This window comes from Sinomicrobium halophytocola, from assembly GCF_052983395.1.
In genome coordinates, this window is record NZ_JBRKIT010000011.1 from 119812 (window position 1) to 144646 (window position 24835).

A 24835-nucleotide genomic window follows, 5' to 3' on the forward strand; every position below is an offset into this window, starting at 1 on the left:
ATACCGGTCATTTCAGAAAACTGTTTCTTAAATTTGTCCTTTTTCATAAAAATGATGATAACAATAAGCGAAGACAATACATACTCCCTGGAAGATACCCTATTTGTTTTTGCCCTGGAATCTGAGGCGGGGACAGCCTTTAACGGCACCAATAAACTGATTACCGGTATAGGAAAGGTAAATGCCGCCTTTGAGCTTGCCAAAGCCATACATAGGCGAAAACCCAAATTAATTGTCAACCTGGGTTCGGCCGGGAGCAGGCATTTCCGGAAGGGAGAAGTGGTTTGCTGCACTACGTTCGTTCAACGGGACATGGACGTAAGAGGTCTTGGTTACACTTTATACGAAACTCCGCTTTCGGGTATCCCTCCCCTGCTGGTGCACGGATTCGGGCTAAACGGACTCCCGCAAGGTATTTGCGGAACGGGAGACAGTTTTGAAATGAACCACGCCACCGCAGAATACAATGTAGTAGACATGGAAGCTTACCCGTTGGCCCTCATAGCCATGAAAGAGAATATTCCTTTTCTATGCCTGAAGTACATCTCGGACGGTGCCGACGGTTCAGCCGCAGAAGACTGGACGGTACAGGTACATAAAACATCTGAAGTATTCCGTGAAATTTTGCTTCCGGCAGAAAAGCAATAATATAACACACTATTATATTAATAGTTATCTTAGAATTATTCGCGGTTAAACATACTATACTTTCCGTCTCCCGGAAAACTATGGATTCCTGATTCACTGTTGTTTAGTCAGCCATAGAGAACCGTAATAATTTCGGAGTTATTTTCAATTGCACCCATGCCCAGTTATTAGTATTATCGGGGGAAATTCCTCCCTTAACCGTTTGCATACTGTCCGATGGAAACATATGGGAATATCCCACATTCAGGAAGACATTTTTTACAATTTCCTTCCCGAAAACCAGGTCGAATTCGGTTCCCAGGTAATGGCTTTCTCCCAGAGACAAGTCCGCATTGGAAGTGAAATAATGTCCTTTCAAAAGCAATGTGGACCCCGGAAACTTAAAAAGATATTTGGCATAAATATCGTTCAATCCCACATTATCTGCATGGTTGCCTACATAAAAATAATCCATAAACCCGTTGAATTTATGGTTGGTACCGTAAAGCGGAAAAAATGAATGATTATCCGAATTTCCCTGCATATCGGTCCCGCTCAGAATTTCGATCCCGGCGCCCAGGATCCCCGCTGTCATGGCGTATTCCCCGTTGAAGGCAAACTGGTATGCACTTAAATCAATTTCTGGTGAGGCTTTTCCGAACTGGTAATAAAAACTACCGGAAAACTTCCATTTACTCAAAGGATACTGAAAATAGAATCCGGTTGTCTGACGATCGTAAACACCGTCGGCAATGGATCTTTCTTCATCTTCATACTTCTGAAACCCGTTGTTCAAAAACAAAAAGCTCAATTGCAGCTTTTGAAATGTTTTGTGGGCATAGAGGTACTGCATGGTTTTATAGGTATAAAACCCGGTTATATCATAGCGGCTTCCTATAAGCGTTTCTTCTTCCTGGCTGAAGGCCAAACCGACATCCATGCTAAAACCGTCATTTTTATATTTCAATAACAACGCATCGTGGAAACGTCCCTGCATCGCCCAGTCTACTCCCCCGAAGATCCTCTGGTCATCATAAGAAATAACCTGCCTGCCCAGTTTTACCGAAAGTTTGTCCAGGACACCCACTTCCGCCCAGGCCTGGAATAAAGAAAGGGAATTATTGGCATCCGAAGGGTCTAGTTGGCGCGTATCTCCCCAGGTACTGACATCCTGAATACTCAACATCACTTTCAGGTTTTCCGAAAAATATCCCGTGTTCAAGCGGGACCTCTGGATAACAAATGACGCGGGTTTGGCATCGTCCACGAACAGGTTACCGTATCCGTGCCGGTACTCAAACCTGGATCTCATATCCGCATCCAAATGTAAAGTCTGAGCAGTACAAAGCATACTTAACGAAATCATTAAAAAAAAGGTTGATAAAATTCTTTTCATAGCTAAAATTTTATGTCACATCCAAACATACGTAATATTTCTTTAAAATAAGTATTAATACTTATTTTTATTTCAAAAACTACGTGCAATGTATTATATTTGTCCCGTCTCTAACAAATCAAGTGATGATCTCAGTTAACCAGGCCATAAAATTCATTCAAGACCACAGTCCCGCCCCCGTAATCAGGGAATATGCAACGGATGCTGCTCTTGAAAAAATATTGGCAGCTCCCGTACACGCCTCTTTTGACCTGCCACATTTCCGGCAATCTGCTATTGATGGTTATGCAATACGGTGGGGCAGGAAAAACTACGTAGTGAAAGCAGGGAAAAGTCTTGTGCTTTTTAAAACTCCCCTGGTAAGGTCCGGATTTTATCTGTTTTGTGCATCTTTGTGCAATAACCTGTTTTCACTATGTTGTTGCACAGAGACTCACCGAGGTTTCACAGAGGTCCACAAAGAGTAAAATGGAAATAAAAAATACCGGTTGCTGTAAACAAACGATTATGATAAAAAACACCAATAACAACTCCCCTTTTGTAAGTCTTGTGGGCGCAGGCCCAGGAGATCCGGAACTGTTAACTTTAAAAGCAGTTAAAGCATTGGAAACCGCAGATGTGATACTATATGACGCCCTGATAAACAAGGAGATCCTTAAACACGCAAGTACAACCGTTAAGACAATCTTTGTGGGGAAAAGAAGGTCACTGCACGCTTACTCCCAGGACGAAATAAATCAACTGTTGGTTGATGAAGCCCGGAACAACGGTCATGTGGTAAGGCTGAAAGGCGGGGACCCGTTTATTTTCGGGAGAGGTGGTGAAGAAGCGGCTTATTTATCCGAACACGATATCCCTTTCCAGGTCATTCCCGGAATATCGTCTTCAGTTGCCGTTCCCGCTAACATCGGTATCCCGGTAACACATCGTGGAGTTTCGGAAAGTTTTTGGGTAGTTACGGCAACAACCTCCTCCGGAAAACTTTGCGATGATATAAAAATGGCCGCCAAATCGAATGCCACGGTTGTCATACTGATGGGAATGAATAAGCTGGCCGAAATAACCGAATTGTTTAAAGCGGAGAAAAAAGAATATATGCCCGTAGCGGTTATCCGGAACGGAACAAACAATAACCAGGAACATTGTATAGGTACTGTAGAAAATATTCTGAACAAAACGGGAAAGAAAGCATCAACGGCGCCCGGAATCATAGTCATCGGGGAAGTGGTAAAAATGCATCGCCTGCTTTCACAGAACGGTTCTTCACCAGGTGCATGGAACACGGACGATGAGTTCATCTATCAGAACTTAGGATTAGATGCCGTTCCGGCTTAAATGATAAAATAAGGGATTATTGTTTAAACCCGGTAAAGACCTTTTTTCGGAACGCGCCTTTAGGGGCTTCACAGACCGGGCATGTATAGTCTTCCCGGACATCTTCAAAAGGGGTCCCGGGAATTATATCCTGTGTTATATCCCCGTATACCGCATCATAAACGGTCAAACATTCCGGACATTGAAATACTTCTTTACGATGCTCCGTCACTTCCCCGGCTGTCTTTTTATCGTCTTCCTTTTTATTTCCCAATTGCTCGAAATACATCTGGCTCAGTTCCATTAAAAGCCCCGGAAGCGCATCCTGATCGATGTCCTGCACATAAGTGATATACGCTTTGGTGTTGGGATCAAAGTCTTTGGCAAAAAGCAGGTTGAAAGTATCACGAATATCAAACTCGTTAAGCTCCGAAGGCTGTACATTTTTCTCCACTACAATGGAAGTAAAGTAATAATAATGCCTGGTGTGCTCACTGATGGTAAAAGTAAGTCCGTATGTAGAAATGTCATTCTGATCAAAACTGGCTACCAGATAGCGCTTCAGTTTTAATAACTCTTCATTCGCTACGGGTAAATGCCAGTTCAGTTCGAGCATAGAGTGCCTTACGTTTATACCAAACCTTCCCAGTAGTTTTTCCCAACGTAGTTTGGAGCGTTCCGGAATACCTTTAATGATAAAGGATTTCCAGGGTGTAATACAGATTCTCCCTATTTTTAATTCCGAGCTTAGATCGCACATGGCCTTCAGGAACTGCAGATCATAACGGTTGTTTCGCCAGTACAATCCCAGCCAGTATTCCCCGGTGCCGGTACGGTTCATCCCTTCGTAATACGGAAAAGGATAAAAAGGTACCTTCAGAGGTTTGTCTACGGTTTTATTATCCGTTTCAATAGCATCGTTCAAAAGGTCGAAGAGGGTTTCTACATTTTCGGGCTCTTCCAGCAGGAGGTCCTCAATGGCCTCTCCTATTTTGGCAATATCCCAACTGTAGATAAGCGCCGGGTACATCTCCATGATCTCCCAGTCGGGCAGCCTGATGTATAAGTACCAGTAATCTTCCCTTTCGGAAGCTATAAAATTAAGGTGCCCCGTAAACAGGGGAACAAGCCGCTGCTTTGGTTCGGTAATATTAATTTTAAGTTTCGGAAAGTACCGGATCTGTTCCAGGATATACAAATACCGGTCGCCGGTAATCCAGGAAGTAGTCGGAAAAATATCCGTGGTCATATAGGAGCAAACTACATTTTCTGTCCGGAACCCTGAAACGGAATCCATGAGGTTAAAATCTTCAAAAGCGAGCCTTTTATTCCATTCGTTTTCGCTGTATTCCGGAAAAAGGATATCCTGCCTGGACCCGAAGGAAATACTTTTCAGGCCGGACAACTCTGCATATTCCACTATTTTTTTTAATTCGGCAGGCGATAACACCCCTCCTTTAATCAATAATCTGGGTATCTGCTTTCTCATACCAGTGCTTTTGAATTATGCAAAAGTTCTCTTACTTCCGATTTACAGCTTCCACACCCCAGGCCGGCCCCGGTTTGGTTGCACAGCTCCGTAAAATCCCTGCACCCCCCGGAAATAGCTTCCTCCAGGTTTCCCGCCCCGACCTGGCTACAGGAACAAACCAGTTTTCCTTTCACGGGTTTACTTCCGCCGGATCCACGCAATAGCACTTCCCTTTTATCGGCCAGTTCCATTTTGCCTTCGATCAGTCCTTTGAATTCGGCAAATTCATTTTTATCTCCCATTAAAATGGCGCCGACAAGCAAATCGTTCTGTACGATACATTTTTTGTAATATCTTTTCTTCAGGTCGAGGAAAACGATCTCTTCGTAAGTATCATCATTTTGCGGAACATTGATTTCCCCAACGCTGCAAACATCGAGATTACTGAATTTAAGAATGTTCATCAAAATCGATCCGTTATACGAACTGCTGATATCCCCGGCTAGGAAATTGGCTAAAACCGTAGCCTGTTCTTCTGCTGCCGAAGTTATACCAAACATTTTATCTTTGTATTCCGCAATTTCCCCGAGTGCAAAAATATCGGCATCCGAGGTCTGCAGATGTTGATTTACTCTTACTCCCCTTCCACAGACTATTCCTGTTTCTTTTGCTATTTCAATATTGGGACGCGTTCCTATGGCATAAACAATAGCATTGGCGTTGAGTATCCTTCCGCTTTTCAGGGTAATGTTCAGTTCCCCGGAATCTTCTGCATTAAAGACCGTACTTACTTCATTATCAAAATAGACCTGGATTCCCCGTTCGTGAACGTCTTTTTCCAGGAGTTTGCTCGACGTAATATCCAGTTGTCTTTCCATAAGCCGGCTGGACCTCTGAACCACAGTAACATTCACCAGGTCTTCCCGGAGTGCCGCAGCCAGCTCCAGTCCCAGTAATCCTCCTCCCACGATAACCACATGCCTTTGTTGAGGATCGGGATTTGTGGTTTCCATGAATGCTTTAAAATCGTCCGCGTCCTTTTTATTCCGCATCGTAAACCTGCCGGGAAGGTGCAACTGGGCATCTTTGGGAGCAAAGGCACGGCTTCCGGTAGCTAAGATCAGTTTGTCATACGGATACCTGTCCGCATTCTGATCAATCACTTCTTTAGTATTTCTGTCGATCTTCTCTACGGCGATTCCGGCTTGAAGATTGATGTTGAGTTTTTCCAGGGCTTTCTCTTTTACTTTCTGAAGCTGTTCCCAACTCAGATTTTCCGTAATGTATTCCGGGAGTAAAACACGATTGTAGAACGAATCGGGTTCCGAAGAAAATACGGTGATTTCATCCTCTGAATTGTGTTCCCTATAATTTTGTATAAAGCGGAATGCGGCTGCCCCAGCGCCTATAACTATGATCTTTTCTTTTTTCTTTTCATACTTATTAATGCGTACGGCAGTATACTTAAAGTCGGGCTCTTTGGAGATGGGGTCTACAATACCGCTTGTTAAATTATTGGCCCTGTTCAGATCGCTTTTTAATTTCTTTCCCCAATGCATGGGCATGAAAACCACGCCTTCACGAATATTTTCGGTGATTTTCGCACGAAGCCTTACCTGTCCGTATTTACTGGTTACTTCGATCACATCCCCGTTCCTGATGCCTTTTAAATAAGCGTCCACCATATTAATTTCCAGTACCGGATCGGGGTAATGCGTTTTTAAACGTGCAACCTTGCCTGTTTTGGTCATGGTATGCCATTGATCGCGTATCCTTCCCGTGGTCAATACCAGGGGATACTCCGATTCCTTCTGTAAAAATCCGGGATTGGTGACCTTGGGAATGTTGAAAACAGCCTTTTGCGACGGGGTATAAAACACCTTGTCCTGGAAAAGCCTGGGGGTACCGGGGTGCCTGTATTCGGAAACCGGCCATTGAAACGTGCCTTCGTTCTTAAGACGGTCGTAATTCAAATATGACACATCTATATTGGTCCCTTTGGTCATCTGGGCATATTCCTCGTATATTTCGGACGTATTCCCGTAATTAAACCCTCCGAATCCCATACGTTGCGCAAAATCACAAAGGATATCTACATCCGGTCTTGCCTCACCTGGCGGATGAACGTACTTGGGAAGATAGGATATCCGCCTTTCCGAATTTGTCATGGTCCCTTCCTTTTCCAGCCATCCTGCTGCCGGAAGTACGAGGTCCGCATATTCGACCGTATCGGATTTCTCAGAGATATCCTGGACTACCACAAACCGTGCTTTCTTTAGTGCAGCTTCTGCTTTTTTGGAATTGGGAAGACTGACCATAGGGTTAGTACAGATAATCCAGATGGCTTTAAGTTTTCCGTCCTCCAGGGCATCTATCATTTCGGTGGCCGTATAGCCGGGATCAGGGCTGATTTTTTCCACGCCCCAGAAATTGGCGACCTCCTTCCTGTGTTCCGGATTGGCCAGGTCTTTATGTACGGCAAGTAAATTGGCCATTCCCCCTACTTCCCTTCCTCCCATTGCGTTGGGCTGGCCTGTTAACGAAAAAGGACCGCACCCGGGCTTGCCTACCTGCCCTGTAACGAGTGACAAATTGAGTAAGGCATAATTCTTTTCACTACCTATTATACTCTGGTTCAACCCCATCGCCCAGAAACTCATAAAGCCTCCGGACCTCCCGATCATCGAAGCCGCTTCTTTAATATCCGCTATGGTTATGCCACAAATTTCGGCCGCTTTACTGAAGGAAACAGCCTGTACGGCTTCCCTGAACTCTTTGAATCCCTCCGTGTGATTTTTGATAAAATTCTTATCTATGTACCCCTTTTTCAGAAGATATCTTCCTATAGCATTATAGAGAAACACATCCGTTCCCGGTAAAATCTGTAAGTGGAGGTCCGCAAGGGCCGCGGAATCCGTTTTCCGGGGATCTACAACAATAACCTTGACATCCGGGTTCTTCTGTTTGTGGTTTTCAAGCCGCCGGAAAAGGATAGGATGACACCACGCGGGATTGGCCCCGGCAATCAAAAAAGTATCCGCAAGCTCTATATCTTCATAATTACCCGGTACGATATCCTCGCCAAAGGTCTTTTTATACCCTACAACGGCAGAACTCATACAAAGCCTGGAATTGGTATCTATATTATTGGTACCGATAAACCCTTTTACCAGTTTGTTGGCTATATAATATTCTTCCGTCAAACACTGCCCCGACACGTAGAAACCCACGCTATCCGGGCCGTGTTTTTGAATGATAGACCTGAATACGCCTGCTGCCCTGTCCAGTGCCTCATCCCACGATACCCTTTCCCTGGGGTGCGATCTGCTCCAGCGCATTTCCGGATACAGTAACCTGTCCGAAGTATCGTTTACCACATAGTGCAGGTTCATCCCCTTGGAGCAAAGCATACCCTTGTTTACGGGATGGTCTTTATCTCCTTCCACTTCAACACGGTTCCTTGCATTTTTACGTACAACGATCCCGCATCCCACACCACAGTACGAACATGTACTTTTCACTTCCTTTTCCAACATACATTTGCCGGTTTTATACAAATTTGAACTATTTACACAACAGATAAAAGAGAAATCGAAATAATTGAAAAATGAGGAATTGTCCTTTGTTTTTTTTGAATAATCCGGATAAAAACGGTTCCCGTATTAAACATTTACAGGTTCCGCTCTCAGGGTATGTTTTATCTCTTCGCTCGCCAGTTTTTCGTCCTTTGCGGAAAATCTGATAGCAAACGAAACCACTCCTGAAATTATAACAATTATTCCTATCAGCAAATATCCGTGAGACACTGCTGCGGAAGATGCCGCGGCCTGCATTGCTTTAACAGCTTCTTCTCCCAATCCTTCGGTTGCGGCAATGGCTGCTTTTTCCGCGCTCCCCGATTCAAATTTCAAAAGAAGTGCAGCGAGGAAGGCCCCCACATTACCACCGGCGCCTACTATCCCCGAAATGGTACCTATGGCTTTTTTATTGATGAACGGTACTACCGAAAAGGTCGCGCCTTCCGCCATTTGCACCGCAAGACTGAAAACGATCAAAACCCCGATTGCCGCATATAAATTACCGGAGATCCCTGCAAACATGACAAGCACAACTCCCTGGACCATCAGTATAACTGATAAAAACCAGACCCGGCCCCTCAATCCTCTCGAATTGCCGAACCTGTCCCCGAAAACCCCTCCCAGGGTACGGGCAAAAATATTCATCAGGGCAAAAGACAAGACGATATTCCCGGCAGTTATTCTTTCCAGACCGAACGTATTTTGAAGATAATCATCCATCGTTCCGTAAACAGTCAGTTCAATTCCGAAACAACACGCATAAACTATAAAGAGTATCCACACCCTGTAATCCTTCAATATTTGGAGGAATCCTATTTCATCTTTACGGATCTCCGGTCTGTCTCCTTTCTTCAGTTCCGAAAAATTCCCTTCCGGGGTATCTTTGGTACATAAAAAGTATACCACCCCCATACCGAAACACAGGATTCCCGCAGCAATAACGGCATAACGCCAGGCGGAAGCTTCCGAAACTCCCATAGCAATAACCAGCGCGGCAAGCAGTGGCATCCCCAACCTGTTGGCCCCTCCTCCCAGGTTTCCCCATCCGGCGGAAGTGGCATTTGCAGTACCTACAATGTTGGAAGAAAACATCAGGGAGGTATGGACCTGGGTAATTACAAAGGAAGCCCCTATAAACCCCGTAAGGAACCTGCAGAGGAGAAACTGTAAGGGAGTCTGAACAAAACCGGTCAGAATAACAGGTATGGCCCCCAACATCAACAAGCCGGTGTAACACAACCTGGGGCCGTATTTATCGCATAGTTTTCCTATTAACAAACGGGCAAAAACAGTACCTGCTACCGCCAGTACCGTAGCGTTCCACTTCTCTGCCGGCGTAAGCCCCAGGTCGGCTACTACACTCGGCATAAAAGGCACGATGCCGAACCAGGCAAAAAAGCACAGAAAAAACGCAATGGAAGAAATCCAGAATGTCCGGATAGGAAGGCTTTTGAAATTCAGCAATTCTAATTTGACAGCTTTCTTGGAATCAAAATTTTTCATAACGCATATTGTTTGCAACTAAATTAAGTAATTTTACTTAATTAAATACTTAATAATATACGTATTTTAAAAATTTATCAACTCATAAAAGTCACTACTCAATAAGAGGCTGATATTGTATATTGTAAAATTTTAACCGGATAAATTTCAGATATTGTCAATCGAAGTTTCTATAGGTTATGCTCTTTAACCTTCTTGGTCAGCTCTGCGAGGTTCTTTACTTCTAGTTTTTTCATCAGATTAAACCTGTGTACTTCCGTAGTGCGCTTACTTATATTCAGCTCTTCCCCGATTTCTTTATTACTCTTGCCTTCCAATACCAGGTCTAATATTTGTTTTTCCCTTCTGGTAAGGCGAAAAGGATCGTTCCGCTCCGAAGGCTTTCCGGGCTTTTTTGAGGTATCTCCGTCTTTACCGGAAAAATGATTGATCAATATGGTGGAAATATCACCGGAAAAGTACTTTTCTCCATTCATTATTTTGTGCAGGGCCTTTAAAAACTCCTCTTTGCTGGAACCTTTCAAAAGATACCCATCCGCACCTGCCTGTATAGACTGAACCACGTATTCTTCGGAATCGTGCATGGACAACATCAGTGTTTTTATATGGGGACTCTTCCGTTTTAGCTCCTTTATCATGTCTATGCCGTTCATATTAGGCATCCTGATATCTGCGATGACCAGGTCCGGTGTTTCGTTTTCAAGGATACGGAGCGCTTCATCCCCGTCGGAAGCTTCGTTTATAACTTCAATTTCCTCCTGCTCTTCCAGCAGAGCTTTTATTCCGTCCCTGACCAGTACGTGGTCGTCAACAAGGAATATACGTAATTTATCACTCATCCCAATTAAGATATTTTATCAAAACTAATGATTTTTTACGTATTTAAGGTGTAGATAAGGGAATGTTGATCGTTACACGGGTCCCTTTCCCCTCCTGTGAGTTGATAAATAACCGTCCGTCAATGTACCGGATGCGCTCTTTCATATACGATATCCCCATTCCTCCTTCGCCATTCGCCGGTTTTAATTTCTGAGGATCAAAGCCTTTGCCGTTATCATCGATATTAATACTCAGAAGGCTGTCACTATGTGAGACACTTACGATGATCTGTGAAGAATCGGCATATTTTATGGCATTGTTTACGGCTTCCTGCGTGATCCTGTAAATATTGATCTCGGCCAAAGAGTCCAGCCGGTGATCAAATCCCGTTTTATCGTAAAGAAATATGGTTTTACCCGTAAGTTTGGACAATTCTTCCGTAAGTTTATTCAGGGCCGGTACTATACCGTGATCACTCAGTTCCGGGGGCATCAGGTTAAAGGTGGCTGTCCTTACCCCTTTTATGATCTTCAGGGTAAGATCTTTCAGGTCCTCGATTTTTTGGGCTGCTTTCTCCGGCTTAAGTATATCAATGCTTTGAAGGTTAAGGCTCAACCCCGTAAGCATTTGCCCTATACCGTCATGGATATCTTTGGCTATCCTGTTTTGTTCCTGCTCCTGGTTTTCGATTATCTTACTGGAAACCAGTTTCTGACGGTTCATCTTCTCTTCAAATTGTTCTTTGGTCAATCGCTCTATTTCGAGTTGTGCTTCTTTCCTGGTGGTGATATCGGTAGCAATGATCAGGATTTCCCATTGGTTATTTCCCGGGTTATAGGGGATCAGGGACATCTCCATCCATATATTTTTTCCTGCGGAAGAGGTTACTTTCACTTCTCCCTGCCAGTTCAACCTCGAATTCTGATGCAATAAGGTCTCCATTTGCTTTCGCTCCGCTTCATTAACAGAAAAAAGATCCTGGAACTTATTGAAATTATTCAATTCCCTGATCTTGAATATCCGGGAAAATTTCTCTCCCAGTTGTATTATTTCACCATCGGGATAAATCCTGGCAAAAAGCAATGTCTGGTTTATGGCCTGGTTGAGCACTTTCAATTCCTTGACCGATTTGTCTTTCTCCAGGCTCAGCTTATCCGCATGGTATGCCATTTTCCTGGCTTTTTTTTCGGAAGCAATAAGTTGTGAAATGGTATTTCTGACCGCTTTGGCCGTTGGAAAGAAAATAAAAATAAATTCACATAAAAGTACGAGAAGTGTAAAAAAGGTCAGGGTAATTTCCAGGCGTTCCAGGCGCTTTACTTTTTCCCCGGCTTCTTTTTCGTACTGGTTGACAATACGGTCCATTCTTTCCAGGAAGGGGGATTCATTCTCCAGAATTTTTAATATTGCCGGTCTTATTGCATCTATGCCGGCAGCTTCACCGGATTCGATATACCCGATAACATAGTTTGCCGAACTTTCCATGGTCTTGAAATAAGGGGTTATTTCATGGAACATGTCACGGATCGTTTCCGAATCGTTTTCCGGCAACCCGTATTCGCTATTCCCCTTTATCAGCGTCTGCTGGGAATCGGCCCACAACGCAACCGTCTTTCGCATTTCGGACGCTGTTTCCCCGTTGGAGGCATTATCCTCCGCATGTAAAAGCTGCATGGCTTCTTTGGACAGTTTCTGGCTTAACATTCGCTGCCTTCCTGCGATATTGACCAGGGTGGAATCATTTTCCTGGTCGTCCAGAAAACGATGGATAAATACCTGGCTTACCAAAACCGAAATGGCAATGGCGCTTAACGCTAAAATATAAAGACGTTTTAATTTACTAAACGTATGCCACTCTATTGAAGACTGGTTGGCTTCCGACATTTTTGACACAATTACAAAAGTACCTTTCGAGATCCGTTCCGTATAGCCTTCGGAAAAGAATCCGAAAGATCATTCAGAAAATCCAATATACACATTTTTATTCTCTATTTTCACAGGATAAACGGCTATTTTATATTCTTCCCCGTTTAAATTTGAACCGTCTTCCAGGGAAAAGGTCTTTTTATGCATAGGGCAGGCCACTTTGGGAATACTCGAGGATTCCCCGATCATACCTCTTGAAATTACCATTTCCAGTTTATGCGGACACAGGTTCTGGCAGGCGTACCATTTGCCGTACCTTCCGAAATTAAAAACGGCGATCTGTTTTGTTTTGTATTTTACGCATACCCCTCCGTCACTGGGAAAATCGCTTATTTTCCCCGCCAGGAACCACTCCCTGATCTCCTGTTCGTTAACTGTCTTGTACTGATCTAAAATTTCCTTCATAACCGTATCTTATTTCCAGGGTTTTGGCATTTTTTGTTCCCGCATGGGGACAAACTCTATTGAACTATCGGTTTCTTCCGAGTTTACGAAATGTCTGAACCTTTTCATCATTTCCGGATCTTCAATGGCTTGTTTCCATTCACAGACATACGAATCCACCAGGTTTTGCATTTCATTTTCCAGGTCTTCCGCAATACCGAGACTATCTTCGATTACAACCTGCTTGAGATATGCTATACCCCCTTCCAGTTTTTCCAGCCAGGGTGCGGTCCTGGTGAGCGGGGGCGCAGTTCTTATATAGTACATTAAAAACCGATCGAGATATTTTATACAGGTTTCGTCATCCAGTTGTTCTGCCAGGAGTATGGCATGTTTTGGCGTGGCTCCCCCGTTACCGCATACATAAAGGTTCCATCCTTTTTCGACAGCTATAATACCGAAGTCTTTTCCCCGGGCTTCCGCGCATTCACGTATGCACCCGGAGACCCCGCCTTTCAGTTTATGCGGTGATCGCAGCCCTTTATAACGTTCTTCTATCCGGATGGCATAACTCACGCTTTCGTGCATGCCATAGCGGCACCAGGTAGACCCCACGCAACTTTTCACGGTCCGGAGCGACTTACCGTAGGCATGTCCGCTTTCAAATCCCGCCTCAATGAGTTCCCTCCATATATGCGGTAATTGATGAAGTTCCGCCCCGAAAAGGTCTATTCGCTGTCCGCCTGTAATTTTGCTATACAGGTCATATTTTTTGGCCACCTGTCCCAGTACCATCAGCCTTTCCGGAGTAATCTCTCCTCCCGGGACCCTGGGAACTACGGAATAGGTGCCGTTTCGCTGAATATTGGCCAGGAATTTATCGTTTGAATCCTGTATAGTCACCTGCCTGTTGGCTGTTTCCATGTAGATACTCGCAAATACGGATGCCAGCACCGGCTTACATATTTCACAGCCATGCCCGTTACCGAAAAGGTCCAGGGAATCATTATAATCCTTTACTTTATTGATCTTTACAAGATCGTAAAGCTCCTGTCTGCTATAGTTAAAATGTTCGCAAATAGTTTCTTTTACCTCTTTTCCCAGGGCCTTGAGGCTTTCGCTTACCAAATCCGAAACCATGGGTTTACATCCGCCGCACCCGGTAGTAGCCTTGGTTTGATTTACCACATCTTTCAGGTTCTGGCAACAGCCGCTGTTGACCGCTTCACAAATATCCCCTTTGGAAATACTTTCACAGGAACATATCTGTGCCGTATCGGGTAAATCCATTACACTGCCGGCGGAAGTCCCACCGCTTTTATCGGGAATGATCAGATCTTCCGGGTTTTCCGGGAGTTTCATTGCATTTATATACAGCTGGAAAAGATTGTTGTAATCGGAAGAATCCCCTATTAAAATACCTCCCAGCAGGGTCCTGGATTCTTTATCTATATTTATCCTTTTGTAAACACCGGAAAATTTATTTTCAAATACAATGGCCGAAGCATTATTACCGTCGATAAAGGGGTCCCCGAAACTCGCTACTTCTGTTCCTATAAGCTTTAACTGTGTGGACATATCTATATACTCTACCATCAGCTTGTCACCTCCACTGATCTGGTTTACCGCAATTTCGGCCATGGCATAACCAGGGGCCACAAGTCCGTATATCCCCCCATTGTAAAAAGCTACTTCCCCTATGGCGTATATAGATGCGTCGGATGTCTGCATTTTATTATTCACCCAGATACCTCCGCGTTCCCCGGTCTTAAGGCCGGCATTCCTTCCCAGTTCGTCCCTCGGACGTATTCCTGCGGAAATGACAAGCATATCGGTTTTTAATTGAGACCCGTCCGCAAAATGCAGGGCCTCTACCCTGTTATCTCCGTAAATCTTACTGGTAGATCTGTTCAGATAAATCCCTATTCCCATTGATTCTATCTTGGCCTGCAGCATTTTACTGGCCGAATCGTCCAGTTGCCTGGGCATCAGGCGCGGGGCAAATTCCACCACATCGGTTGTGAGTCCGAGTTCCCTGGTGGCATTCGCCGCTTCCAGGCCTAAAAGTCCACCTCCCAGAACAGCAGCTTTTCCGCCATACTCCCTCCGGGCCTTTATGGCATACTGCCTGATCGCATCCAGGTCTTCAATAGTCCTGTACACAAACACACCGGGGGTATCAATACCTTCTATGTTCGGGACAAAGGGGGCGGATCCCGTAGCTAAAACCAGATAATCGTAAGCGTAGCTATTATTTTTATGGTCTATAACCACCTTTTTCTCCCTGTTGATCTCACAAATCAGGTAGGAAGTATACAATTTTATATCATTGGTTTTATACCATTCCAAAGGCGCCATACTAAGTTCGTCGGCACTTTCCACGGAAAAATATTCGCTCAGATGAACGCGATCGTAAGCGGACCGGGGTTCTTCTCCAAAAACCGTGATCTCAAATTTTTCCCTTGACCCAGAGGCGACAAGTTTCTCACAAAACTTGTACCCCACCATACCGTTACCTACAACTATAATTTTTTGCATAACTAAGTATTTTAAACAAAAATAAGTATTATTACTTAACAAAAATAACTAGATTAAATTATTAAGAAAATAATAATAAAGAAGTGGTGATAGTAAATAAAGTTTATAAATATGCAGACATAAAAGATAAATTGCTAAAAATCATTCTTTAAGATCGCTGCATATAAAAAGTTGAACAAACAACAAAACTACGTACAAATATGTACATTTTGGTTTTGTTACACTATCCGTGACCGGATAATTAAAAGGGAAAGGATGCAAAGTGAATAAACCTGATGTAATTCGAAGGGAATCTTATATGTTCCGATTTCCTTCCACCATAACACCCTGCTAGTTAACGATAAGTCATAGGGCGGGTTACCATGTCTTCACGTAGCTTACATGACAATGTTTTGTGTCGCGTATGTGAAGGTACATCATGTAGGTTAATAATACTTATTAAGGGTTTAATACAAGGCAAAAATTGAATTTCAGCAATTCCTGGATTTGCTACCCCAGTCTAAGGGAGCAAATCCAGGAAAATGATATCAAAAATGATTTTTGTCATCTACTAATCATTACAGGTTAACTTGAATTAAACCTTCCTAAAACTACAAAACACAAAATTCTGTATGCTACCCGAGGGGGTCGTATGATCTGTATATATACATTTTATTCTTTCAAAACCCGGTTTAAACAGATCAGTCATAGTATTATCGGAATACTGTTGTATTTCTATTCCACTACATTTTTTCGGACCTTTTTCGGAAAAAGTACCAATTACTAAAAAACCGCCCTGTACAATATGGTTCCCGACGGTTCTTACATAATCCGAAATTTCCTTTTCGTCCGTCAGAAAATGAAAAGCAGCCCTGTCGTGCCAGAGATCATACATCCCGTCCGGGTGAAAATTTGCAATGTCTTCTACAATCCACTTTACTTTTTTTGCCTGTTCTCCGAGTCTTTCTTTTGCTTTTTCAATAGCTGTTTCCGAAATATCCAGAACACTGATGTCCAGGTATCCCAAATGAAGCAGGTGGTCCACAAGAAAACTGTCTCCTCCTCCGACATCCAGAATTTTTGCAGTCTTCGGAACTCCGGAATTTTCTATAAAATCAAGAGAGACTTCGGGAACTGGCAGATACCAGCTAACCTCTTCAAGAAACTTTGTTTCATAGATCTGTTCCCAATGTTTTTTTCTGTTCATATTAAAAGTTATTTTTACTTAATTGGTTATTAATGCGAATTAAGTGTCAGATTTTTATTTTGGCTAAAGATCAATTAATTGCGGTTTTTCAGTCCGGTTATTAGGTTATTGAGTTACTAAATCTATAGGTATTGTCTAAATAACCCAATAACTCAGTAACTAAATCGTAACAACGTATACCTCCTGAAGGCTATAAAGGTTTAATTTCGACCCTTAATTCGCATTATTAGATTATTCAGTTAGTCAGGCAACACACATAAACTCATTTATTTAATAACAAGACTATAATTTTTCGCACTACTAAAGTCCATCGATAATTCCGGTTATCCCGATAATAATCAGGATCAGGCGCAGAGTTTTAGCCCTCAATTGGGACTAATAAAAATGCTGACAATAAAGCATTTATGGCAAAATCGCATCTATTATTTGAAAACACTAGATTATTCACTGAAAATATCTTACCTTTGCCACCAGTTTATTGAATTTTACTGACAACTATTTTATAAAGTTCGTTGCACGTTGCATTTGACAGGTATCAGTTTAAGTTGGCTCTTCGAGAATTCCTATTTAACATTACTTTCTCATTTTTGTAATCCATAAAGCTTACTCTTATAGAATAAGGTGGAAATGTTTTCCGATAAGAACATTGGAACATTTATTTATTGGAATTAAATCAAAATTTATCAAAGAGTTAATTTTTTCAGGATCACAAATTACTGATCCTTCGGTTACAAGACAAGATCTCATTTCAAATTATTTAAAAAATACTGGGAAAGGCAGATTAAAGGATAGAACAACAGTGTACGGTTCCGTCTTTATATATTTCTTATTTTTTATTTCTTTCCCTCTTATCTTTTCTATATTTTCTCTCTTAAAAGAACAAGGTACCTTCTTTTTTCAGGATATGAACCTATCGTGGCAATTGTGGGCATTGCTGTGCAATAAGATTTTATTTATAACCTTTATTACCTTTATAATATGCCCTTCAGTACAGGACGGGCATACCTTTAATATCAAAAAATTAACAACGGGAAAGAATTTAAAGCGACGACCGTTTCACGAAGTGGAGATTATTTTAAATAATGCAGTTGATAAGAACAATGTCCGCTGCAAATCCTTTTCCTTAAAACAAAACGAATACTAATGAATTACAGAAAAAAAATAAATACGAAAAAACCGCAGTCCAATAAGCGTGGTGCCTCTACATTAAGTCCGCATGTACTATTAAAACATGCCGAGATGATCACTGATACGCCAACGGCATACGTATCCGGACAAACTTATGCCGATATGGACCTCCATCCCGCGCTAAAACGTAACCTACTGAAAAAAGGCTATCAAAAACCCACAGAGATCCAGGAAAAAACAATAGAAAACCTGGTTGACGGGCATAATATGATAGGTATTGCTTCAACAGGTACCGGAAAAACCGGTGCGTTTTTGATCCCCATTGTTCAGCAGTTGCTCACCACAGACAGCACTACCTACCTCGTAGTTGTGCCAACCAGGGAACTTGCAATGCAGGTCCGGGAGGAATTCGATGACCTTACCAGGGGATTGAGATTTTCCGCAACCTGTTTTATCGGGGGAACAAGTGTGGGAAAAGATCTTATTAAAGCAAGAAAGAAAAGTCATTTGATCGTAGGTACTCCCGGAAGATTGATTGACCTGATCAATCAAAGGGCCCTGAGCCTTAAAGGTATCACGGGACTGGTCCTCGATGAATTTGACCGTATGCTGGATATGGGCTTTATCAATGACGTCAAGACCATCGTCTCTCTTATGCATTCCAGGAAACAGACCATGCTGTTCTCTGCTACGGTAAAACCTTCGCAGGAAACATTGATCCAGAAACTCGTGGAGAATCCTATAAAAATTACGGCCAGCAGCGGAGCGGAATCCAGCAATAATGTAAAGCAGAACATGATTAAAGTCGGCGACGGTGAAAATAAGTTTGATGTTCTGTATAACCTTTTGCGTGAAGATTCGTTTAAAAAGGTGATATTGTTCGCCGAAACAAAGAGAACCGTAGACAAAATAAACAAACAACTCATAAAAACAGGGATCAATTCCGATGTAATACACGGTAATAAATCCCAAAATTACAGGTCCAAAGCGATCCAATCGTTCAAATCCGGAAAGATCCGGGTCTTAGTAGCCACCGATGTGGCCTCGAGAGGTATCGATGTAGACAATGTTACCCATGTAATCAATTACCAGATACCACAAACGCTGGATAGTTATATCCACCGTATAGGAAGGACTGGCAGAGCGGGTAAAACAGGTATGGCATATACATTTATTAATTAATTATTAAACTATAAAATCATGAAAGAAGGAATTGTAAAATTTTTTAATACCGAAAAAGGATTCGGTTTTATTACTCCCGATGATGCTTCCCAGGACATATTTGTTCATCACAGCGGATTAATTGATGAGATCAGGGAAAACGACCGTGTAAAATTTGAAACTACACAAGGGTCAAGAGGAATCAATGCCGTTAATGTAGAGGTCCTGGATTAACTCCGGGAGATAGCCCTGGCAAGGACCTATCAGATGGAATATTCCATAAATAGTATAAAAATCAGGCGGACGTAACAATCCGCCTGGACTATTATTAGTTCTGTACTCCCCGGATATCCGCCATTATTATGGTACTATCCGGGTTGTTTTACGGTTAAACGGTATTTTTCCTCACATTTAAGAAGGTATTAACGGGCCGGGGTTTGTATTTCAACGTCATCTTTATTAACTTATATGTCACGTTTGTATGGATGACGAACAACGCTAAATTTATCAGGTTATGTATTCAACATCACAATTATCCGGATCCCAGACGCCTTACCAGAATTTCATCAAAAATTTTGAGGATTCTCTGGATATCATATTCAATCAAACGGCAGACATTAACCAATTAAGCCTTTCCAGGGGATTACCCGCCAAAATATGGAAAGACATTATGAAGTTGAAGCCCTTGTCCGTAGCCATTCCCCAAAATTATGGCGGAAGAGGCGTTACGGTAAAAGAATGTCTGGGAGTGCTGTCTGCAGCATCTTATCAATCCCTTCCCTTATCATTGACTTTCGGGATCAACATTGCCCTTTTCCTGGAACCGCTGGCCAAGTACGGCAATGATAGCATTAAACCCGATATCTATAAGAATTTTATGGACAACGGGGCTATGGGTGGATTAATGATTACGGAGCCGAAATACGGTAGTGATGCGCTCAACATGAAAACCTGCAACCAATTACTCGGAGAAGAATATCACATACAAGGTCTTAAGCACTGGCAGGGACTCACAGGAATGGCCAATTACTGGCTCATCGCCTCCAGGAGCATAAACCATAAAAATGAACTGGCCAGAGATATCGATTTCTTTGTTTCGGACGAATCAAAAAAGGACCAAAAAATCGAAGTCCTCGAATACTATGACAATGCGGGACTTTACATGATCCCCTACGGGCGGAATAAAATTGACATTAAGGTACCCGCCAGCCAAAAATTACAACCGCACTCTACCGGGTTAAAAATGATGCTGGACATATTGCACCGAAGCAGAATGCAATTCCCCGGAATGGCTATGGGCTTCCTTCAAAGGTTACTGGACGATGCCATAGAACATTGCCAGGACCGTATGGTAGGGAATTCGAACCTGTTTTCTATGGACCAGGTACAGTACCAATTGTCCAGGATGCAATCTTCATTTACCATATGCTCCGCAATGTGTGCCAAGAGCACCAGGATTAGCGGAATTGAAAACGATGTAGCTTCTTCCGGCCTGCAAGCCAACAGTATGAAAGCTTTGATAACCGACCTGATGCAGGATTCGGCCCAGACTCATGTACAGCTTTCCGGGGCAAAAGGATACAGGATCAGTCACATTGGAGGGAGAGGTATTATGGACAGCCGTCCTTTCCGGATATTTGAGGGATCAAACGAAATGCTTTACACCCAGATCTCGGATATTATCATTAAAGAAATGAAAAAATCCGGGATAAGCCATTTAGCCACTTTCGCAACACAGAAAAACGAAACCCGGATGGCCGCAGAAGTTTTTAAAAAAGAACTGGATTTTTCCATAGAGGGGCCCTTATCTCAGAGAAAATCAATAGATTTTGGAAAAATACTGGCTCGTGTTGTTTCTGTCAACGATGTCCTGGAATTAAACAATGCAGGATTCAGCCAGCAGTTAACGGACAACTGCATAGAAGTTGTACGCGAAGAAATTTCTACCTTAACCCATACCATGCATAATCACACGGGTACGACAGCACTGGATAATTACGGAGAAAAGAGTAACTGGATGGACTTTGTTTAACTCAATTAGTTTATTAGTTTTTAGTTGAGGAGTTCTTAGTTTGGTTATGGTGTTAACCAGTTAGGTAGTATGCTATAAAAGGCATATAAAAAACTCCTTCCTTCAGATGAAGGCTATGAAAAATAAATAATTCATCAACTAAATAACATTGGCCTGCAAGAGTGAACCAATAAAAATCAGGTTCACTCTAACCATTTCAACCGGGCTTAATGCAGCGCCTGAGGGGAACCTGATTTTCCGACTTATTATTAGTACTCTACCCCGTGCCTATCCGTGGTAAAATGAGTTGAGACCAAAAAGATCTTTTCAATCCGGAACAGCGATTTTTTGCTTATGTAATCTTAACCCGATAGTATTTTTCTCGCAGCCAGAAAGAAACCCTTACCAGGAGGATCAGTGCCGGGACTTCTACCAACGGACCGATGACACCCGTGAAAGCCTGCCCGGAATTCAACCCGAATACGGCAATGGCCACAGCGATGGCCAGTTCAAAATTATTGCCCGCTGCGGTAAAAGCTACTGCGGCATTCTTATCATACGTCGCTCCCATTGCTTTGGTAACAAAAAATCCGACAAGGAACATCAATGCAAAATAGATAAGCATGGGTATGGCAATAATGACTACATCCATCGGTATCTCCACAATCAATTCCCCTTTAAGGGAAAACATCACGATAATGGTAAATAGCAGGGCTACCAATGTTACCGGAGAAATGGCGGGAATAAATTTTCCGGTATACCACTCCTCCCCTTTTATTTTAACCAGGATAAGGCGGCTCAATATACCTGCCAGAAAAGGAATTCCCAGGTAAATGGCCACACTTTCTGCTATGGTGCCAATGGAAATATCTACAATGGCGCCTTCAAAACCAAATAAGGGCGGAAGTTTTGTAATAAACAACCAGGCGTAAAAACTATAACCGAACACCTGGAATATACTGTTTAAAGCCACCAGTCCGGCGCCGTATTCACTGCTCCCTTCCGCAAGGTCGTTCCACACCAACACCATAGCTATACACCTGGCAAGACCTATGAGTATTAATCCCACCATATATTCGGGATAATCTCTCAAAAAGGTAATGGCCAGAACGAACATCAGCACGGGCCCTATGATCCAGTTGAGCAACAAAGAGACCGACAAGATCTTAACATCCCTGAAAACCTTGGGCAACAGCCTGTAATTTACTTTTGCCAAAGGAGGGTACATCATTAAGATCAACCCTATGGCTATGGGAATATTCGTAGAGCCGCTGCTGTATGAATCTATTGTTCCGGCAATGGAAGGAAATACATATCCGAGTCCGACACCGACAGCCATGGCCAGAAATATCCATAGGGTAAGATAGCTATCTAAAAAACTCAGTTTCTTTTTGGTCTTATTCATTTTCTACTTATTTATCTCAGAGAATACGTAAAAGAGTTCTGTAGCAATCTGCAAACTCCTTTCGTGGTATTTTTCCTTTTGTTGTGGAGTACCGTCATAAATTTTGGGATCTTCAAAAGTTACGGGCACCCTTTTTTCGGCACCGGCGATAAAAGGGCAGCCGCCATCGGCCTGGGAACAGGTCATAACCGCTGCAAATCCCGATGCCGGATTAAAACCATCATCCAGTTTTTTGGAAAACCCGATAACAGGATGTTCATTGTCCGAATATTTGATTGCATAGACCGGGTTACTGTCTTGCGACAGCTTATCAACTTTAAACCCCGTATCCTCCAATACTTCGGTAACCATAGGATATAATGCCGTGGCCTCCGTGCCACCGGAATAGCAGTATACATTCCGGATATTGAAATAATGTGCCAGTGTTTGTGCCCAGACCTGCGACAGGTGGCTCCTGCGGGAATTGTGCGTACAGATGAAATTGATACGTATCTCTTCTTCTGTATGGATTTTATGCCGGATAAAATCAATTAAAGGTTGCAGGGTTTCTTTTCTATCGGGCGGAATACTATCGACAGTCAATGTAGCGACAATATCTTCTATCGGCTTAAAAACAGTGGTTTTTGTATTCATATTTTTATTTTGAAGATTAACAACAACCTGAACCGGGAGTACAGCATGATGCCTGTAAATCTTTATCCGCTACCTGGTTTACAGGTTCCGGCACACTACATTGATCCCTGGCCAGGCAATCGGTCTGTTTAGTGGTCAGTATAAAGTATTTACCATTAAAATCAAGGCCGAATTTCCCGATAGTATCTCCCTGGTACTCCACTTCGATTTCCAGGTCTTCGATTCCCAGCACCCGTTCCGAAAGCTCTATGATGTGTACCAGTTTTTCGGGGTGAAGGCGATGGTCGTAATCATCGGCCTCCCACAATTGAAAGTTCACTACTTCTTCATTACGGACGGTACCGCCGCAATCGATAAAATCCTTTTTTACTTTACCCACCTCGGTAACGTGAAAATGGTTGGGTACCAGCGAACCGTCAGGTAGCTGAAAAGCAATGGTTTCCAATGTCCTCAAATGTTGTTTAATTTCCGAAAGTTTCATAATTCGTATATTTATTTATCGCAATAATACGATGATTAAACTCAAATTTTTTAGCAACACTCTTCCCCCTCCTGTAAGCCCAGGTCAAAGAAATCCCGCATCAGCCTGCTCATACTGTTCCAGTTTTTTTTGTCAATGCAATAGCATACGCGGGTACCTTCAATCGTCCCTTTAATAAGCCCCATGTTCTTCAATTCCTTCAAATGTTGTGAAATCGTAGGTTGTGCGAGACCTATTTCATCCACCAGGTCTCCGCAGATACAGGTGTTGATCTTAAATAAATACTGAAGAATGGCAACCCGTGCGGGATGGCCGATAACTTTTGCAAATGCGGCAATCCGGTTTTCTTTATCCGAATAAATATCTGTCCTGGTAACTCCCATCGATATAACATTAATTATATTGCAATATTACGATTAATTTTGTTTAAAAAAAAGGTTCCATAAAATATTATCTCCAGATTTAGTAACAGGGAGGAATCTTCGAACAGGACTCCACCCTGTTACTTATATTTATCCGTTGCCGCCTATTTACAGTGCCGGAGCTTTCTGATATCCGGACCAAAGTTCATCCAGGGATTTGGTCGTACAGGTTTTCCATAATCCGGGAGTATAAGTTTTATTTCGCATGTTCTCATCCAGCACAGCTACGACATTTTTATTGTAATTTTTGGTCAACCACAGTAAAAAACGGGCTGTTATCCTGTAACTGTCCGTATAATGGTTTCCTTCCCGGTATTCCGGTAAAGACCAGTCTGCCTGTTTATTATTGACTCCGTAAGCATATCGCACATAATCCGCAATGCCTTCGGTAAGCCATCCCGGACCGCTGTCCGGAGGATAGTTCTGAACGAGATGCATTACTTCGTGGGTTATCACATCCGTATCCCCGGGTTTTTTCTTCAACCATGCGGAACTTATGGTAACCTTACCGTTGTGCGCATAGGCCACACCGTTGTATGCCGTGTCTATCTTAACAAATACGGTATCTGTGGCCTCCGGGTTGAAATTTTTGATCAATTTAGGGTATACCTTAAAAAAAGTCTTGATAAGACTGGACCTGACTTCATTATGGAGCCCCCGATCCTCACTGATAAAGACCAGGGTCTTTCCTTTTTTACTGATAATTTCTTCTGTCTGCGCCATGACCGGAGCCATGACAAGAATCAGCATTACGCTACTTATGATTTTCTTCATTGTTATTATTTTTCAGTGTTCAAACCCGAAATTTTACTCTTTTGCGGTTTTCGTTGAGACCGTTGTTTTATTATCCTA

At 42.8% G+C, this 24835-nt stretch carries 20 protein-coding genes; 6 read left to right on the plus strand and 14 right to left on the minus strand.

The annotated features are described in order from the left end of the window. Positions 1–51: 51 nt before the first annotated feature. The gene (locus tag ACVBDY_RS02805) at positions 52–648 is read left to right on the plus strand and encodes a 5'-methylthioadenosine/S-adenosylhomocysteine nucleosidase family protein (RefSeq protein WP_447173947.1); all 597 of its coding nucleotides are present in this window, start codon (positions 52–54) and stop codon (positions 646–648) included. 103 nt (positions 649–751) lie between these two features. Here the strand turns inward: ACVBDY_RS02805 and ACVBDY_RS02810 are convergent, their stop codons facing one another. Beyond that, positions 752–2023, minus strand: coding sequence for an alginate export family protein (locus ACVBDY_RS02810; protein ID WP_447173948.1), 1272 nt, complete (start codon positions 2021–2023; stop codon positions 752–754). 125 nt (positions 2024–2148) lie between these two features. Here ACVBDY_RS02810 and ACVBDY_RS02815 point away from each other — a divergent pair, with 125 nt between their 5' ends. Together ACVBDY_RS02815 and cobA are read left to right on the plus strand one after the other, a co-directional pair. Beyond that, entirely contained in the window at positions 2149–2490 is a 342-nt protein-coding gene (locus ACVBDY_RS02815) for a hypothetical protein (RefSeq protein ID WP_447173949.1), read from the plus strand. Positions 2491–2530: 40 nt separating this feature from the next. Then, the gene (gene cobA / locus ACVBDY_RS02820; protein WP_447173950.1) at positions 2531–3358 is read left to right on the plus strand and encodes a uroporphyrinogen-III C-methyltransferase; all 828 of its coding nucleotides are present in this window, start codon (positions 2531–2533) and stop codon (positions 3356–3358) included. 16 nt (positions 3359–3374) lie between these two features. Here the strand turns inward: cobA and ACVBDY_RS02825 are convergent, their stop codons facing one another. The 8 genes from ACVBDY_RS02825 to ACVBDY_RS02860 form a co-directional block, all read right to left on the minus strand. After that, complete coding sequence (locus tag ACVBDY_RS02825) at positions 3375–4826, minus strand: rubredoxin (RefSeq protein ID WP_447173951.1); 1452 nt, start codon at positions 4824–4826, stop codon at positions 3375–3377. After that, positions 4823–8344 (minus strand): molybdopterin-dependent oxidoreductase, encoded by a 3522-nt coding sequence (locus ACVBDY_RS02830; protein WP_447173952.1) that lies wholly within the window; start codon positions 8342–8344, stop codon positions 4823–4825. The genes ACVBDY_RS02825 and ACVBDY_RS02830 overlap by 4 nt, the downstream gene beginning before the upstream one ends. Before the next feature lie 126 nt (positions 8345–8470). Further along, complete coding sequence (locus tag ACVBDY_RS02835; RefSeq protein WP_447173953.1) at positions 8471–9889, minus strand: MFS transporter; 1419 nt, start codon at positions 9887–9889, stop codon at positions 8471–8473. Positions 9890–10059: 170 nt separating this feature from the next. After that, positions 10060–10728 (minus strand): response regulator transcription factor, encoded by a 669-nt coding sequence (locus tag ACVBDY_RS02840; protein ID WP_447173954.1) that lies wholly within the window; start codon positions 10726–10728, stop codon positions 10060–10062. A 43-nt stretch (positions 10729–10771) separates the two neighbouring features. Continuing rightward, positions 10772–12592, minus strand: coding sequence for an ATP-binding protein (locus ACVBDY_RS02845; RefSeq protein ID WP_447173955.1), 1821 nt, complete (start codon positions 12590–12592; stop codon positions 10772–10774). 69 nt (positions 12593–12661) lie between these two features. Continuing rightward, on the minus strand, positions 12662–13039 hold the full coding sequence (nirD, locus tag ACVBDY_RS02850) for a nitrite reductase small subunit NirD (protein WP_447173956.1): 378 nt from the start codon (positions 13037–13039) through the stop codon (positions 12662–12664). Between the two features lie 9 nt (positions 13040–13048). Next, a complete protein-coding gene (gene nirB, locus ACVBDY_RS02855; RefSeq protein WP_447173957.1) occupies positions 13049–15556 on the minus strand; it encodes a nitrite reductase large subunit NirB in 2508 nt (835 codons plus the stop codon). 574 nt (positions 15557–16130) lie between these two features. Further along, positions 16131–16742 carry a class I SAM-dependent methyltransferase gene (locus tag ACVBDY_RS02860; protein ID WP_447173958.1) on the minus strand — a complete coding sequence of 204 codons (612 nt, stop codon included), beginning with the start codon at positions 16740–16742 and terminating at the stop codon, positions 16131–16133. A 1143-nt stretch (positions 16743–17885) separates the two neighbouring features. Here ACVBDY_RS02860 and ACVBDY_RS02865 point away from each other — a divergent pair. From ACVBDY_RS02865 to ACVBDY_RS02875, 3 genes are all read left to right on the plus strand, one after another. Further along, a complete protein-coding gene (locus ACVBDY_RS02865) occupies positions 17886–19052 on the plus strand; it encodes a DEAD/DEAH box helicase (RefSeq protein ID WP_447173959.1) in 1167 nt (388 codons plus the stop codon). Positions 19053–19070: 18 nt separating this feature from the next. Then, a complete protein-coding gene (locus tag ACVBDY_RS02870) occupies positions 19071–19265 on the plus strand; it encodes a cold-shock protein (RefSeq protein WP_447173960.1) in 195 nt (64 codons plus the stop codon). Between the two features lie 280 nt (positions 19266–19545). Next, positions 19546–21063, plus strand: a complete 1518-nt coding sequence (locus ACVBDY_RS02875; protein WP_447173961.1) for an acyl-CoA dehydrogenase family protein — start codon at positions 19546–19548, stop codon at positions 21061–21063. Positions 21064–21394: 331 nt separating this feature from the next. On the opposite strand, the gene arsB is transcribed toward ACVBDY_RS02875, so the two are convergent. The 5 genes from arsB to ACVBDY_RS02900 form a co-directional block, all read right to left on the minus strand. Further along, positions 21395–22447, minus strand: coding sequence for an ACR3 family arsenite efflux transporter (gene arsB, locus ACVBDY_RS02880; RefSeq protein WP_447173962.1), 1053 nt, complete (start codon positions 22445–22447; stop codon positions 21395–21397). Between the two features lie 3 nt (positions 22448–22450). Then, positions 22451–23080: an arsenate-mycothiol transferase ArsC gene (locus ACVBDY_RS02885; RefSeq protein WP_447173963.1), complete on the minus strand. Its 630-nt coding sequence runs from the start codon at positions 23078–23080 to the stop codon at positions 22451–22453. A 16-nt stretch (positions 23081–23096) separates the two neighbouring features. Continuing rightward, the gene (locus ACVBDY_RS02890) at positions 23097–23561 is read right to left on the minus strand and encodes a DUF6428 family protein (protein ID WP_447173964.1); all 465 of its coding nucleotides are present in this window, start codon (positions 23559–23561) and stop codon (positions 23097–23099) included. A 50-nt stretch (positions 23562–23611) separates the two neighbouring features. Continuing rightward, a complete protein-coding gene (locus ACVBDY_RS02895; RefSeq protein ID WP_447173965.1) occupies positions 23612–23944 on the minus strand; it encodes an ArsR/SmtB family transcription factor in 333 nt (110 codons plus the stop codon). A 147-nt stretch (positions 23945–24091) separates the two neighbouring features. Then, complete coding sequence (locus tag ACVBDY_RS02900; RefSeq protein ID WP_447173966.1) at positions 24092–24757, minus strand: basic secretory protein-like protein; 666 nt, start codon at positions 24755–24757, stop codon at positions 24092–24094. Positions 24758–24835 lie beyond the last annotated feature (78 nt).